General features: G+C 44.4%; 14 protein-coding genes. 7 read left to right on the top strand and 7 right to left on the bottom strand.

All coding sequences use genetic code 11. From position 1 onward, the window contains the following. The first annotated feature begins 164 nt into the window (after positions 1-164). Both K1Y79_RS05175 and K1Y79_RS05170 read left to right on the top strand, forming a co-directional pair. Entirely contained in the window at positions 165-1,070 is a 906-nt protein-coding gene (locus K1Y79_RS05175) for a hypothetical protein (RefSeq protein WP_236059498.1), read from the top strand. Positions 1,071-1,095: 25 nt separating this feature from the next. After that, positions 1,096-1,896 carry an FkbM family methyltransferase gene (locus tag K1Y79_RS05170; RefSeq protein WP_220248931.1) on the top strand — a complete coding sequence of 267 codons (801 nt, stop codon included), beginning with the start codon at positions 1,096-1,098 and terminating at the stop codon, positions 1,894-1,896. An 81-nt stretch (positions 1,897-1,977) separates the two neighbouring features. On the opposite strand, the gene K1Y79_RS05165 is transcribed toward K1Y79_RS05170, so the two are convergent. Next, a complete protein-coding gene (locus tag K1Y79_RS05165) occupies positions 1,978-2,487 on the bottom strand; it encodes a hypothetical protein (protein ID WP_220248930.1) in 510 nt (169 codons plus the stop codon). A 212-nt stretch (positions 2,488-2,699) separates the two neighbouring features. Here K1Y79_RS05165 and K1Y79_RS05160 point away from each other — a divergent pair, with 212 nt between their 5' ends. The 3 genes from K1Y79_RS05160 (at position 2,700) to K1Y79_RS05150 (ending at position 6,707) form a co-directional block, all read left to right on the top strand. Beyond that, positions 2,700-4,121 (top strand): RtcB family protein, encoded by a 1,422-nt coding sequence (locus tag K1Y79_RS05160; protein WP_236059497.1) that lies wholly within the window; start codon positions 2,700-2,702, stop codon positions 4,119-4,121. Positions 4,122-4,194: 73 nt separating this feature from the next. Next, positions 4,195-5,160 (top strand): MBL fold metallo-hydrolase, encoded by a 966-nt coding sequence (locus K1Y79_RS05155; protein WP_220248928.1) that lies wholly within the window; start codon positions 4,195-4,197, stop codon positions 5,158-5,160. Between the two features lie 977 nt (positions 5,161-6,137). After that, entirely contained in the window at positions 6,138-6,707 is a 570-nt protein-coding gene (locus K1Y79_RS05150; protein ID WP_220248927.1) for a hypothetical protein, read from the top strand. Positions 6,708-6,821: 114 nt separating this feature from the next. On the opposite strand, the gene K1Y79_RS05145 is transcribed toward K1Y79_RS05150, so the two are convergent. Beyond that, the gene (locus tag K1Y79_RS05145; RefSeq protein ID WP_220248926.1) at positions 6,822-7,754 is read right to left on the bottom strand and encodes a helix-turn-helix domain-containing protein; all 933 of its coding nucleotides are present in this window, start codon (positions 7,752-7,754) and stop codon (positions 6,822-6,824) included. A 105-nt stretch (positions 7,755-7,859) separates the two neighbouring features. On the opposite strand from K1Y79_RS05145, the gene K1Y79_RS05140 reads away from it, so the two are divergent. Then, entirely contained in the window at positions 7,860-8,696 is an 837-nt protein-coding gene (locus K1Y79_RS05140; protein WP_220248925.1) for a methylated-DNA--[protein]-cysteine S-methyltransferase, read from the top strand. 273 nt (positions 8,697-8,969) lie between these two features. Here the strand turns inward: K1Y79_RS05140 and K1Y79_RS05135 are convergent, their stop codons facing one another. Beyond that, positions 8,970-9,356: a hypothetical protein gene (locus tag K1Y79_RS05135; protein ID WP_220248924.1), complete on the bottom strand. Its 387-nt coding sequence runs from the start codon at positions 9,354-9,356 to the stop codon at positions 8,970-8,972. A gap of 13 nt (positions 9,357-9,369) precedes the next feature. Next, entirely contained in the window at positions 9,370-9,903 is a 534-nt protein-coding gene (locus K1Y79_RS05130; protein ID WP_220248923.1) for a YceI family protein, read from the bottom strand. 164 nt (positions 9,904-10,067) lie between these two features. Between K1Y79_RS05130 and K1Y79_RS05125 the strand changes: the two genes are divergently transcribed. Beyond that, positions 10,068-10,514, top strand: coding sequence for a DoxX family protein (locus K1Y79_RS05125; RefSeq protein ID WP_220248922.1), 447 nt, complete (start codon positions 10,068-10,070; stop codon positions 10,512-10,514). Here the strand turns inward: K1Y79_RS05125 and K1Y79_RS05120 are convergent. From K1Y79_RS05120 to K1Y79_RS05110, 3 genes are read right to left on the bottom strand one after another with little or no spacing between them, the layout of a single operon-like run. After that, positions 10,507-11,082, bottom strand: a complete 576-nt coding sequence (locus K1Y79_RS05120) for a Crp/Fnr family transcriptional regulator (RefSeq protein ID WP_220248921.1) — start codon at positions 11,080-11,082, stop codon at positions 10,507-10,509. The two genes, K1Y79_RS05125 and K1Y79_RS05120, sit on opposite strands and share 8 nt — an antisense overlap. Before the next feature lie 15 nt (positions 11,083-11,097). Continuing rightward, positions 11,098-12,039: a type I pantothenate kinase gene (gene coaA / locus K1Y79_RS05115; RefSeq protein ID WP_220248920.1), complete on the bottom strand. Its 942-nt coding sequence runs from the start codon at positions 12,037-12,039 to the stop codon at positions 11,098-11,100. A gap of 48 nt (positions 12,040-12,087) precedes the next feature. Continuing rightward, on the bottom strand, positions 12,088-13,446 hold the full coding sequence (locus tag K1Y79_RS05110) for an NAD-dependent succinate-semialdehyde dehydrogenase (RefSeq protein WP_220248919.1): 1,359 nt from the start codon (positions 13,444-13,446) through the stop codon (positions 12,088-12,090). Positions 13,447-13,471: the final 25 nt, after the last annotated feature.

The following is a 13,471-nucleotide window of genomic DNA, read 5'->3' as shown; positions in this document are numbered from 1 at the left end:
TTGCAGGAGTCAGGCCCTGTCATACTGTGTATACGGAGAATGTTTGCTAAACAGGATATGTTAGAAATAATTACGAAATGAACAATATTTATATTATTACTGTATTTATCAGTTGACATATTTTCGGAGACCGCTCCATTCACTTAACTCATACCATGTTTTTGATGAAACGAATGAAGAAATTGGTTAATGTCCTACACCATTTTTTGTATACTACCAGGAAAGCCCAGCAAACAGATCTTTTACTATTAGGAACCATCCTGGCCCGACAGAATAAAGACCTGCCAGTACTCGACAATCTTGCCGCTGCTGAATTTAAAGTTTTCTCACAGAATGGAGATGATGGTATTATTCAGTATCTCATTAATAAAGTGCATGTACCTTCAACGACCTTTGTTGAATTTGGCGTGGAGAACTACGTTGAATCTAACACCCGCTTCCTGCTGAAATACAATAACTGGTCGGGCGTTGTTATTGATGGCTCTGAGAAAAGTATCAGCTATATACGGTCAGATGATATCTACTATCAACATGACCTTAAGGCTGTGAAGGCATTTATCAACAGAGATAATATCAATGATCTGATCGCTTCTCAGGGGCTTCAGGGAGAAATAGGTCTATTATCTGTAGATATTGATGGCAACGACTATTGGGTATGGAAGGCAATTAATATAGTTGACCCCGTTATTGTTGTTGCGGAATACAATAGTGTATTTGGTATTGATAGAGCTATTACGGTACCTTATCAACCTGACTTTATCAGGGAACGGGCCCACTATAGCCATCTGTATTTTGGGGCCTCATTGAAAGCTTTATGTATGCTTGCCGAAGAAAAAGGTTATGCATTCGTTGGCGCTAATTCTGTAGGTAATAATGCTTATTTTGTAAAAAAGAGTCGTCTGGGACCGCTGAAAGCGCTTACGCCTGAAGAAGGTTATATATATTCCCGTTTTAGGGAAAGCCGTGATAAAAAAGGAAACCTCAATTACCTGTCTGGTCATGATAGATATGAATGTATCAAAGGTATGCCCGTCCATAATGTAGCGACTGGTATACAGGAACAACTATAATTCATTCCACCCAAATAATCAACCAATGAACCTGCTCACAGACACCCTAAGAAAAGTCTATGTATTCGTCTTTGCACGTAAAGCGCTATACTCCTTTAACCTCTTACTATATAAATTGAGTATGCGCGGATTAGGGATCATGAATCATGAGAATGACGATATCAGTGGGGAAAACGCGTTTGTTAAATACATGCTGAACACCGGGAGGTTTAATGCAGGCGTTATCCTGGACGTAGGGGCTAATGTAGGTGGATACTCCATCATGCTGCGCAATAAGAAAGTGTCTCTGCCCATTTATGCTTTTGAGCCTCATCCGGTGGCTTATAATAAACTGGAACAGGCGGCGTCGCTTCATCACTTTATTCCGGTACAGAAAGGAGCGGGTGATGTAATGGCTACTACCTACATATATGACTATGTGGAAAACAAAGGTTCTGAACATGCCAGTATGTATAAGGAGGTGATTGCTGATTTCCGCAAGAGCGAAGTGGAAGAAATACCGATTGACCTGATTACAATTGATGAGTTTATAGTGGATAACAGACTATCAAAAATAGCCTTGCTTAAAATCGATACAGAAGGTCACGAACTGAACGTATTAAAGGGTGCGCGTAAAGCAATTGAAGAAGGTATCATTAATGTTGTTCAGATTGAATTTAATGAAATGAACGTGATCTCACGTACCTTTTTTAAGGACATTATAGACATTCTGCCAGGTTATGATTTCTACCGTTTGTTACCTGATGGCCTCCAGGCCCTGGGCGCATACAATGTAGCGGCTTTTGAAATCTTTGCCTTTCAGAATATTGTTGCTATAAAACGCTGACCAAAAAGTAAAAACCTTACCAGTTTGCTGGTAAGGTTTTTTTAATTATTTAGGGGTTATAGCAGATAAATAAAGGGACTATTAAGCAAGTGCTTTGTTAACCGGTTTTAGTGCTGGTAAATCTGGATCAGCCCTGTAATTAGTCCATTTGTCAATTTGATCCAGGTCTTTTTCAATCCTTTCTAATCGACATTCAACTCCATCGAATCGAAGATCTACTGCATTAAATCTGGCATCTACAGCATCGAATCTAAGATCCATAGCGTTTAATCTGGCATCAACGGCATCGAATCTGGCGTCTAGTCCATCGAATCTAAGATCCATGGCGTTTAACCTGACATCAACGGCATCGAATCTGGTGTCTAGTCCATCGAATCTAAGATCCATAGCGTTTAACCTGGCATCAACGGCATCGAATCTGGCGTCTAGTCCATCGAATCTGAGATCCATGGTGTTTAACCTGGCATCGACAGCATCGAATCTGAGATCCATGGCGTTTAACCTGGCGTCTACAGCATCAAATTTGTTGTTCATCTCTGTTTTCAGAGAAGTAATTTCCATTAAAAGTGTCTGGAAATGGTTTTCTGACATAAATAAAAGTTGAAAGTTAACAGCGTAAAACTAGCGCTTGCTCAATTTATCACCAACTTTATGCAAAACATTAACCTGACATTAACTTGCTGATATTGAGCATATAGCATACGTTCAGAGGCACTTTTATTCTACTATTCTCAAACTGCGCAAGAAAAGTGCGCACATGGTCCTGATTATTGCAGTATAATTATAACAAATAACAAATGCATATGAACAGGATTAACGGTAAAGATCTGTTGACGCTCGGTTTCAAACAGGGTAAAATACTGGGCCTCGCACTGGAAGTACTGGAAAAGCACTATCAGGAGGCAGATCGTGAAACAGTGCTGACAACTATGAAACTACTGCTGGAAAAACCGGAAGCATTCCTTGATGATGAGATCCTTGAAGATCTTGCTACCAGCATGATAGAAGAAGCTAACGAACCTAAAGATACAACCATCGAGTTAAACGCTGCTGCAAAGCAATTTGCTATCTATGGCCAGGAACACATCGATGAGGGTGCTGTGAAACAAATGAACACTGCCATGCGGCTGCCAGTAACCGTTGCTGGTGCACTGATGCCCGATGCTCACCAGGGCTATGGCCTGCCAATAGGAGGGGTGCTGGCGGCAAAGAATGCGGTCATCCCATATGGTGTAGGTGTAGACATTGGTTGCCGTATGGCACTGTCGATCTTCGATATACCTGAAAGCCACTATACAGCCCATCCGGATATTTATAAAAGGGAACTGATCGATCATACCCGTTTCGGTGCAGGACAAGGTTTTCTAAGACACCAACGTACCGACCATGCCATATTGGAAAGAGAGGAATTTAATATGACCCAGTTTATAAAAACATTGAAAGAGAAGGCATGGTCTCAACTGGGTACTTCCGGTGGTGGCAACCACTTTGTGGAATGGGGTGTTATCGAGTTTACTGAAGATGACAAGCCGCTAAATATCGCCGCAGGAAGATACCTTGCATTGTTGTCGCACTCCGGCTCCAGAGGCCTTGGTGCAACCATTGCAGGCTATTATACCCGGTTGGCAAAAGAGATCTGTAAACTGCCGAAGGAAGCAGCTAATCTCGCTTACCTGGATATGAACAGCGCTGAAGGACAGGAATACTGGCTGGCCATGAACCTGGCGGGTGACTATGCCTCTGCCTGTCACGAGGTCATACATAACAAACTGACAAAAGCTATCGGTGGTAAATTGCTGGCAAGAGTTGAAAACCATCACAACTTTGCCTGGAAAGAAACCTGGAACGGTGAAGAGGTAATTGTACACCGTAAAGGTGCAACGCCTGCCGGAAAAGGTATCATGGGTATTATCCCGGGTTCTATGACTGCCCCCGGATACTTGGTAAGAGGAAAAGGTGAAGATACAGCTATCAATTCTGCTTCTCATGGCGCAGGCCGTCAGATGAGCCGTACACAGGCAGTAAAAACCATCAGTCAGCAGGAGATGAAAGCCATCCTGAAAGCTAATGATGTGACCCTGATAGGCGCAGGCCTGGATGAAGCGCCGATGGCATACAAGGATATCAACATCGTTATGAATGCGCAACGTGAACTGGTAGACGTTGTCGCAAAGTTTTCTCCGAAGATGGTAAGAATGGCTGACGACGGAAGCAAAGAAGACTAGTAACGGCTGTGGCTGATGGACTGAGCATGAGTTTTGTTAGAGACAAGACAGTGTTCATGTAATTCCTTAAAGTATGAAAAAGCAACAAGCACTGGTTAAAATCAAAGCATGCGCAGAACATGAATGGTTTTATGTGGCGCCCGGAGTCTGGGGACTGCGCGACAGGATTGTCAACGTATATTTTATACATGATCCGTCTACCAATCACTGGATACTGGTGGATGCCGGTATGGCTGGTGCGGCTGCAAGGATCAGAAGAGTAGCAAGAGAGTTATTCTGGCCACAGGCTACTCCTGCAGCTATTGTACTCACACATGGTCATTTCGATCACGTGGGGGCTGTAATGGAACTCGCGGATGAATGGGACGTGCCCGTATATGCTCATTACCTCGAAGCGCCTTACCTCACCGGACGTTCTGCTTATCCACCACCTGATCCGACAGCGGGCGGCGGACTGTTTACATGGTTCTCCTTTTTGTTTCCTAAAGGCCCCGTTGATCTGGGCGGCAGACTGCTGATGTTACCCGAACAGGGCAATGTTCCCGGACTGAAAGAATGGAAATATATTCATACTCCCGGTCATGCCCCCGGCCATATCAGCCTCTACCGGGAGCAGGATGGTGTACTTATCGCCGGAGATGCTTTCGTAACCACTAAACAAGAGTCAGTACTGGCAGTGCTGAAACAGCAGCGTACCATTTCCGGCCCTCCAAGGTACTTTACCTACGACTGGAAAGCAGCAGAGAAATCTGTACAGACCCTGGCATCTCTGCAGCCTGCTATTGTAGCTACTGGTCACGGCCATCCCCTGGAAGGGGAATCTCTCGCTGCCTTACAGGAACTGGCTGATAATTTCAGAGAGAAAGCGGTACCGGTGAACGGACGTTATACCGAAGATCCTGCCGTTGCAGGTATCAGTGGTGTGGAATATGTACCGCCGGCTAAAATCAGAAAACCCCTCCTGAAAGCAGTCGCAGTACTGGCTGTAATAGGTATAGGTGCACTGCTGGCAAGTGAGGTGAAAAAAAGATATACCTGATAACGACCCACAAACACATAAAAGTAAATAGCTCCCGTCATTGGCGGGAGCTATTTTTTTGCTAAGGATGGGGTTGTGGCGCATAGCCTTTAAGAAGTGAAACGATTACACCTGTGTTGATATGATAAGTTTGAATCAATTAATATTTGTGTTATATTGGTAGAGTTGCCATTTCTACCCACTTGTTCCACTTTACAAGTTCCGCCCCGTATATACGGAACGAAACCTGCGAAAGTGAAATTCCTGTCCGATGAGTATGCAAATTACTATAACATAGTCAGTTAAGTAAGCGTAATACTGCGGAACATACTGCGTAGAACTACGGATATTTTCCGATTGACAGAACCCGTAATTTCCCCTAATCACCTCACAACAGATTCCTTCAACATGACCCGAATCAGACAAATTATTGCACAAAACAAAGCGTATAGCGAAGTATTACTATCTCTGCTGGTAATGGCCGTAATATTACTGGCCGCTTCCCGCCTCAAAAGATAACCGGTACAACGAGTCCTGCAGCGGCTTTCACATAGTCTATCGCTGTATGAAAAGCTGCTTCCCTGCCTCTGCTAACAGCTTCCGGTAATCGCATTTGTTTGCGATAAAGAGACGGAAACCCTTCTGCCGCCAGACTATCACATATGCCTTTAGTATAAAAACAAACGGGTGTATGATTACACCCGTTTCTACCTAAACCTACAACTGTTTATTACTGTAATAATGTTTTCTTTTTTCGTGTCACAAATGTAGCACCCCTTAAGGGTATATGAAAAACCAATATCTCGGTTTAATAAACCAATTTTTCGGCTCGCCTAAAGAAAATCTTGCGATCGGAGAAATTGGCTATTTTTTCCGTGAAATTGGCATTGACCTGCACCAGATTCCGGCTTACTTTTGTGTCATCAGATTTATACAGCAGCTGCGATATAACAGAAGAGACAATAGATTAACTAAAGAATAGATTAAAACGAAAGACGATGAAAAAGACAATGAAGGCAGGCATTACCACATTAGCATTATTATTAGCAGTGGCAGTAGGCGTTAAGGCTCAAACGAAAGGTAACAGTGAATCACAGCGACCATCATTCTCACTGAGTGTTGGTCCGGAAGCAGGAATACCGGTTGGAAGTTTCAGTGACTACTATAAATGGTCTTTAGGCGGTTCCGTACAGGCAGATTATGCCATCATTGGTAAGACATTATATGTAAACCTGAATGCAGGATTTGCAAATGTATTTGCAGATGATGTACCTGGTCTGGATGATTTGCAATGGATTCCCGTGAAAGCTGGTTTAAGGTATTATCCTTTCCACAGCAATAATCTGTATGTACAGGGACAAGCCGGTGTTAACTTTATCACGAATGGGCCGGTTGGCAATAAAACAGCTGCATTCACTTACAGCCCTCAGATCGGTTACCTGATCCCGCTGGCTAAAGGAAGTTACCTGGATGCAGGTGTTAAATTCGATGGTAATTCCAAGTTTGTTGATGGTGGAGAACCGGCTAATCTTATCGGACTGAGAGTAGCTTACACCTTCAGCTTGTAATAAGTACAATTTGCATAGGACATAATTGTTTAAGGGGTTTATAATCAAATGTAATAGGGCCTTTCAGATGAAAGGCCCTATTTGTATTGTGTACGACGGAAAAAAATGCAAAGGTCAGGCTACTGATAACTTCTTGAAATCAGACGGATTCTCATCTGCAAACTTTTTGAAGAAACGGCTGAAATGAGAACTCGTATCAAAGTTCAGCTGATCGGAAATTTCTTTTACACTCAATGAAGATGTAGACAGCAACAGCTTCGCCTCAAGATATAACCGGCTATGAATAATCTGCAATGCATTCTTACCGGTTTCCTGTTTAACAATCTCACTCAGATGTTTTGCGGAAATATGTAACATATCTGCATATTCCTGCACTGTTCTCTTATCCAGAAAATGCTCTTCTACCAGGTCCCGGAAGTTGACAAACGTAGCATATTGTCTTGTCAGCTGATGATTAGGGCGTGTTTCCTGGCACTTTTCAAATGCACGGTTCACCTCATACAACAACTCCACTACCTGCAACCGTACAATCTGCAGAAAGAAAGGATTCGCTTCTCTATATTCTTTCTCAATCCTCTCAAACAGTTGCTTGGTCTTTACAAAATGTGGCTCCGATAAAGTGTATACCGGTGCACATGATGGATTCAGATCTATCAGCGGATCCAGCGCACTTTGCTTGATAAATGTATCGGTGATAAACTCTTTCTTGAACATCACCATGTACAGCAACAGATCATCCGAAGCATGATCAAAAGAAGTAGTATGTTTAGGCGATACGATGTGCAGCGATCTTGGGCCTACCTCAAAAGTAAATGCACCGATCGTCTTCTGGCAGGTGCCCCGTATACAAAGGATAATGGCATAGTGATCCGTCCTGATAGGTGGACCGCTTTTTATGCTCCCCTCATTGCTCAGTACTGCAAAATTATTCGGGTGAAGCAGCTCATCGTATTTATCCATCCCAAAACTCTGTGTCACCTTTTTATCCAGCGACAGATAGTAGCGTATGGTGGACGGAATATCGAATATTGGCAGGTTCGTGTTCATAATCAGGTGGCAAAATTACGTTAAAATTAACGGAATGAACTCCGCAAGAACCGGGTTTATCAGATTCAGTAGAATGTCTACTTTTGTATTGTAAATGAATTAGATATGATTTCACAGGAACTGACAGATTATGAGCGTATTGCCAGGGCAATTGACTACCTGAAAGAACATTTTAAAAGACAACCTTCTCTGGAGGAAATTGCCGGAAATGTATACCTCAGTCCCTACCATTTTCAGCGCATGTTTACAGCATGGGCAGGGGTTAGTCCGAAGAAGTTTACCCAGTATCTGAGTGTCGGATACGCCAAATCTTTACTAAAGGAACGCCAGACTTCCCTTTTTGACGCAGCTATCGAAACCGGCTTATCCGGTACCGGCAGGTTACATGATCTGTTTATGAATATTGAGGGAATGACACCTGGCGAGTACAAAAACGGGGGCGAGGCGCTATCCATAAACTATAGTTTTGCAGAAAGTCCGTTCGGACCGTTAATACTGGCGGCTACGCCTAAGGGACTCTGTTACCTGGCATTTGAAGAAAACCGGGATCTGGCCTTCCGGCAGTTGCAGGAACAGTTTCCGAATGCCCGTTATCAACAGGTGCTGGACATGATACAGCAGAACGCATTATACTTTTTTACACAGGATTGGACAACGCTGGAGAAAGTCAGATTACATCTCAAAGGCACGCCTTTCCAATTGAAGGTTTGGGAGGCATTGTTACATATACCGATGGGGGCATTGTCTACCTATGGGCAGGTAGCGGGCGCTGCAAAGGCTGATCGTGCTTACCAGGCAGTGGGTACTGCTATTGGCAGCAATCCGGTAGCATTTCTGATACCTTGCCACCGCGTCATCCGTTCAAATGGAGAATTTGGTGAATACCACTGGGGAGCCACCCGAAAGATGGCCATGATCGGGTGGGAAGCAGCTAAAAGGTAGTCGCTTCACAACTGCTTGTTCGTCGCTAGTTCTACGCTAGTTCGTCCAAACTTCTAAAACAGTGCTTTAGGGTGCATTCAGGACATATTAACGTAAGCAGCTGGAGTTCCTGTGAGGAGATATTGTCTAACAGGATATCGGATCAACGCAGACAGATGATATACAAGCGGACTACTTTAATTTCTATGAATAAATCCTATGTAATAGTTATCATAAAGATCTACAAGAAGTAATCAGTTTAAAGCACCTGTTCTTACAACGTCGCTGCAACTATCAGTTGTTGAAAAAGGGTTTTACCGCAAACCATGCTAATGTGGGAAATAGTTGCATGGGTACAACAAGCCCTGGAAATAACTCAGGCTGCGCTGCATCCAACGGAAGATCTGTCATGAAGGGAATCGTCATACCTGCGAATGTAAATAACACAAGTAATATACCTGCCGGTATATCCTGCGCTTTCTTATAACATACATACATGGTATAGTACAATAACGTGATTAGCATACCGGCAAAAAGACATGCGCTGAATATAGCAGGCGGTGATACCTGCTGTGTAAAATTAACAGCTATCGATGCTGTATATATTCTGCTATAAAAAAAAGCAGCAAGCCCTGAAAGGATGCCTGCTGCCAGTCCGGTAAGAAAATATTGTCTAAACATGTAAGGTTGGTAATTATTGCGTAACAGGGACTGTTACCTGTAATTTGAACACATCATCTACGCGGCCGCCTGCATCTCCGATGCCGAAGTCAACACGGTTTACGTCAAAGTTGCCGGTAAAGGTACCGCCGCTACCATTCTTTGCAAATGTAAAAGGTATGGTGAAAGGTTTTTTTACACCATGCATTTCCAGCTCTCCCTGTGCATCATACCCCGTAGCCGTTTTTGTTACTTTAGATGAGACGAAGTGTATAACAGGATATTTGGAAGCATCAAACCATTTACTGCCTTTCGCATGTGTGTTTTTTAAACCGTTCCCGGTATTAATAGAATTAACGGCGATAGTTACGTCAAATTTTGAAGCGGCAGGGTTTTTCTCATCAAATACTACCTGACCTTTCAGATCTTTGAATATGCCATTCGCCCCGGACCCTGAGAATTTAACGGAATAACCTTCCGCAATTTTCCAGTTCTGAGAGGATACGAACGTAAAGGCAGAAGCCAGTAATACAATCGCAAATGCGAACGGATAGAGTGCTTTTTTCATTGTAATGTTCATTGGATATAAATGAGTGGATCAAATGTAATCTGATAATTCATCTGCTGCAAAAGGGATTGCTATAAATAATTGTTAATAAGTCCCTGGAAAAGCTAACATATGTTAGTCCGCCGCAACCGCTTATCCTGGAACTTTGTATCAAAATCAAGCATATGGCCTTCTTATCCGGACTTTTAACAATAGGACTTTTATCCCTGCTTACGGGTTACCTGTTCAATATTCCCTGGTTAAAGCACTTACAGCATGATGCTCTGATTGCAGCAGCCGTAATGTTTATCCTGATAGGGATTATGCACCTGGCCACGCCCCGTAAGCTGACCTACATGATTGAAGGATGGTTGCCATATGCACTGCAGCTGGTGCTGATCAGCGGGGTGCTTGAAATTATCCTGGGAGCAGGCCTGTTGATACCTGCTGTTCGGGTCTACGCTGCCTGGGGACTTATTATCTTGTTGATGGCCATGTTCCCGGCCAATATCTATGTAGCGGTACACGAGTTACCTGCGCCAGGCGGATTGCCGGCTAAACCCTGGTACACCTGGAGCCGGCTGGCATTCCAGCCAGTATATATCTTATGGGTATGGTGGTGTATCAGGTAAGTCCTTTTCTGATTCTGCTGAGGCTTTCGGGTTCAATACCCAGGTAGGAAGCGATGTACTTAACCGGTATTTGCTGAATCACGTGGGGATGTTCGTCCATCAGCTGCTGGTAGCGTTCTTTGGCGGTATATTGTAAAAAAGCCAGCTCACGCCGGTATTTACGCAGATACTGGTATTCAGCTAGCAGCCGGCCGGTTCTTTCTGCAGCATGACTGACATTATACAGCTCCTGCAAATCTTTATAATAAAAAGCAAAGCCCATTACAGGCGTTATAGCCTGTAAAGACACTGTAGAGGGTAACTGGGTAATAAAAGAAGCATAAGCGGTAGAAAACTGGCCTGGAAATGCGAAATCAAGGCATACCTCCTTGTCCTGATGAGGAGTGAAGACTCTGACAATACCTGAACTGATAAAATAGATAGCAGACGAGACCCTGCCTGCATGGGTAAGAAAAGAGCCGTTACTGAAACTGACGGGTTGCAGTAACGGCTCAAACAAATGCCAGTTTTCTCCTGCATTTTTATCAAGCTGTAAAAGCGCTTGTCTGACCTGGAGTGTATCTGGCATTGGTCGATATTTTTATCAGATCCTTCTGAGTTTCAATGACTGCACAAAATGATGGCTGCCTTTTTCAAGTATCAGACTGGCCCGGAAGCGTGTAGGCAGGATATTGTTTTCAAGATTCGGCCTGTTGATCTCGTTCCAGATATTCGTGGCAATCTCCTCTGACGCTTCATCAGACAGATGCGCGTACCGGTGGAAGTAGGAATCAGGACTCTGGAAAGCAGTCTGACGCAGGGATTTGAACCTGTCAATATACCACTGCTGCAGGTCATCCAGTTCCGCATCCACAAAGATAGAGAAGTCGAAAAAGTCAGATACGAAGATAGTAGGCTCCTTTTGCTGCTGACGGGGGCGCACCTGTAATACGTTCACACCTTCGACGATAACAATATCAGGTGATTCTATCCACTTCAGTTCATTGGGCAGTATATCATATTCCAGGTGACTGTACACCGGCGCAGAGACTCTTTCCTTGGCTGATTTTACATTAGCCAGGAATTGTATCAGTCTCCGGATGTCATAGCTCTCAGGAAATCCTTTACGGTTCATAATACCCTTCTGTTCCAGTACTTTGTTAGGATACAGAAAGCCATCTGTGGTGACCAGGTCTACTTTCGGGTGGTTCGGCCAGGCAGACAACAGGCGCTGCAATACACGGGCAGTAGTACTTTTACCCACAGCAACGCTACCCGCTATGCCTATGATAAAGGGGACTTTCAGGAACTGGCTGCCCAGAAAGCTATTGGTAGCTGCGTGTAACCGCTGGGCTCCGCTAACATACAGATTTAGCAGCCGGGAGAGCGGTACATATATCTGGGTGATTTCCTCCATGGTCAACGGTTCGTTCAACCCTTGTAAGGTATCCAGATCGTTTAATAGGTGTAACATGGGATCGTCACTCCTCTTAGCCCATTCTTCCCTGCTGATAGTAATATAGGGAGCATAATTATTCCTCGTCATGCAGATTTTGTTGCCTGTTTACTTGTTGTACCTGTAAGTTTCAGGCTGCTAAGCTATATAAACCGTTTTAACATTCAAAAATTCATGTGTGCCTTCGGTGGATAGCTCCCTGCCATAGCCGGATAATTTTACCCCGCCAAATGGCAGCCGGGCATCAGAATGCACCAGGGCATTGATAAAAACATTGCCACTGTCTATCCGGGGGGCCAGTTGTTTCGCCTTATCGAGATCTGTGGTCCAGAGGGAAGCACCTAGTCCGAACGGCGTCTGATTAGCCAGTTCTATGGCGTGGTCTTCCTGTTTTGCTTTAATGATCACCGCCAGCGGACCAAAAGTCTCTTCTTCAAAAGCCGTCATGCCTTTCTCCACGCCAGTCAGCAGGGTAGGGGCAAAATTAGCAGACTGCTGTTGTCCGCCTACTGCCAGTCTGGCTCCCTGACGGATGGTCTGCTGCAGTTGCTGGGCCAGTTCGTCTGCCAGATCCGGACGCGCCATAGGGCCCATATCAGTATCCGCAGCAAACGGGTCTCCTTGTTTCATAGCGTGCAGCAGATGACTCACTTTATCAGTAAATGCATCTGCAATTGCTTCTTCTACAATCCATCTTTTAGCCGCAATACATGACTGGCCGGCATTCTGCATACGGGCTTTCACCGCTGTGCGGGCAGCATCTTCCAGATCCGCATCTTTCAATACAATAAACGGATCACTGCCACCCAGTTCCAGCACCGACTTTTTAATGTATTTACCGGCAAGTGCGCCTACACTCATACCTGCAGCAGTGCTGCCGGTAAGCGTTACACCCTGTACTCTGCTATCGGCTATTACAGGTTCAATATCTTTCGAGTTGATGAGTAATGCCTGAAAAGATCCTTCGGGAAATCCGGCTGCTGCAAATACCTCTTCAATAGCCAGCGCACAGCCACTGACATTGCTGGCATGCTTCAGCAAACCGCTGTTACCAGCAAGCAGGTTGGGAATAGCAAAACGGAATACCTGCCAGTAAGGAAAATTCCATGGCATAATAGCGAGGATAATACCTTTTGGCTCGTAAGTGACATAGCTTTCCCTTGCATCGGTGCTGATCAGTTTAGGACGTAACATGGCGGCGATGTTCTCTGCATAATATACCGCCGATGTTGCGCATTTCAGTACCTCTGCTTTTGCTTCTTTCAGTGTTTTACCCATCTCCCGGGTAATGATCTCCGCATGGTGGTCCACATTCGTCTTCAGCAGTTCCGCAGCTTTCAGCATCCATTCACATCGCTCTTCAAGAGAGGTTTGCGCCAGATGGCGATATGCCTTGTGGCCTGCTGCCAGTCTTGTTTCTATTGCTGCCTGCGTATGAGTGGCATATTCAGCTATTGTTTCCTGATTGTAGGGGTTGATACTCTGAAAGGTGCTCATATAATACAATTTACACTATCCCAGA

Source organism: Chitinophaga rhizophila (genome assembly GCF_019492185.1).
Taxonomy (GTDB): domain Bacteria; phylum Bacteroidota; class Bacteroidia; order Chitinophagales; family Chitinophagaceae; genus Chitinophaga; species Chitinophaga rhizophila.
This window is presented reverse-complemented; position numbering and strand designations above follow the sequence as displayed.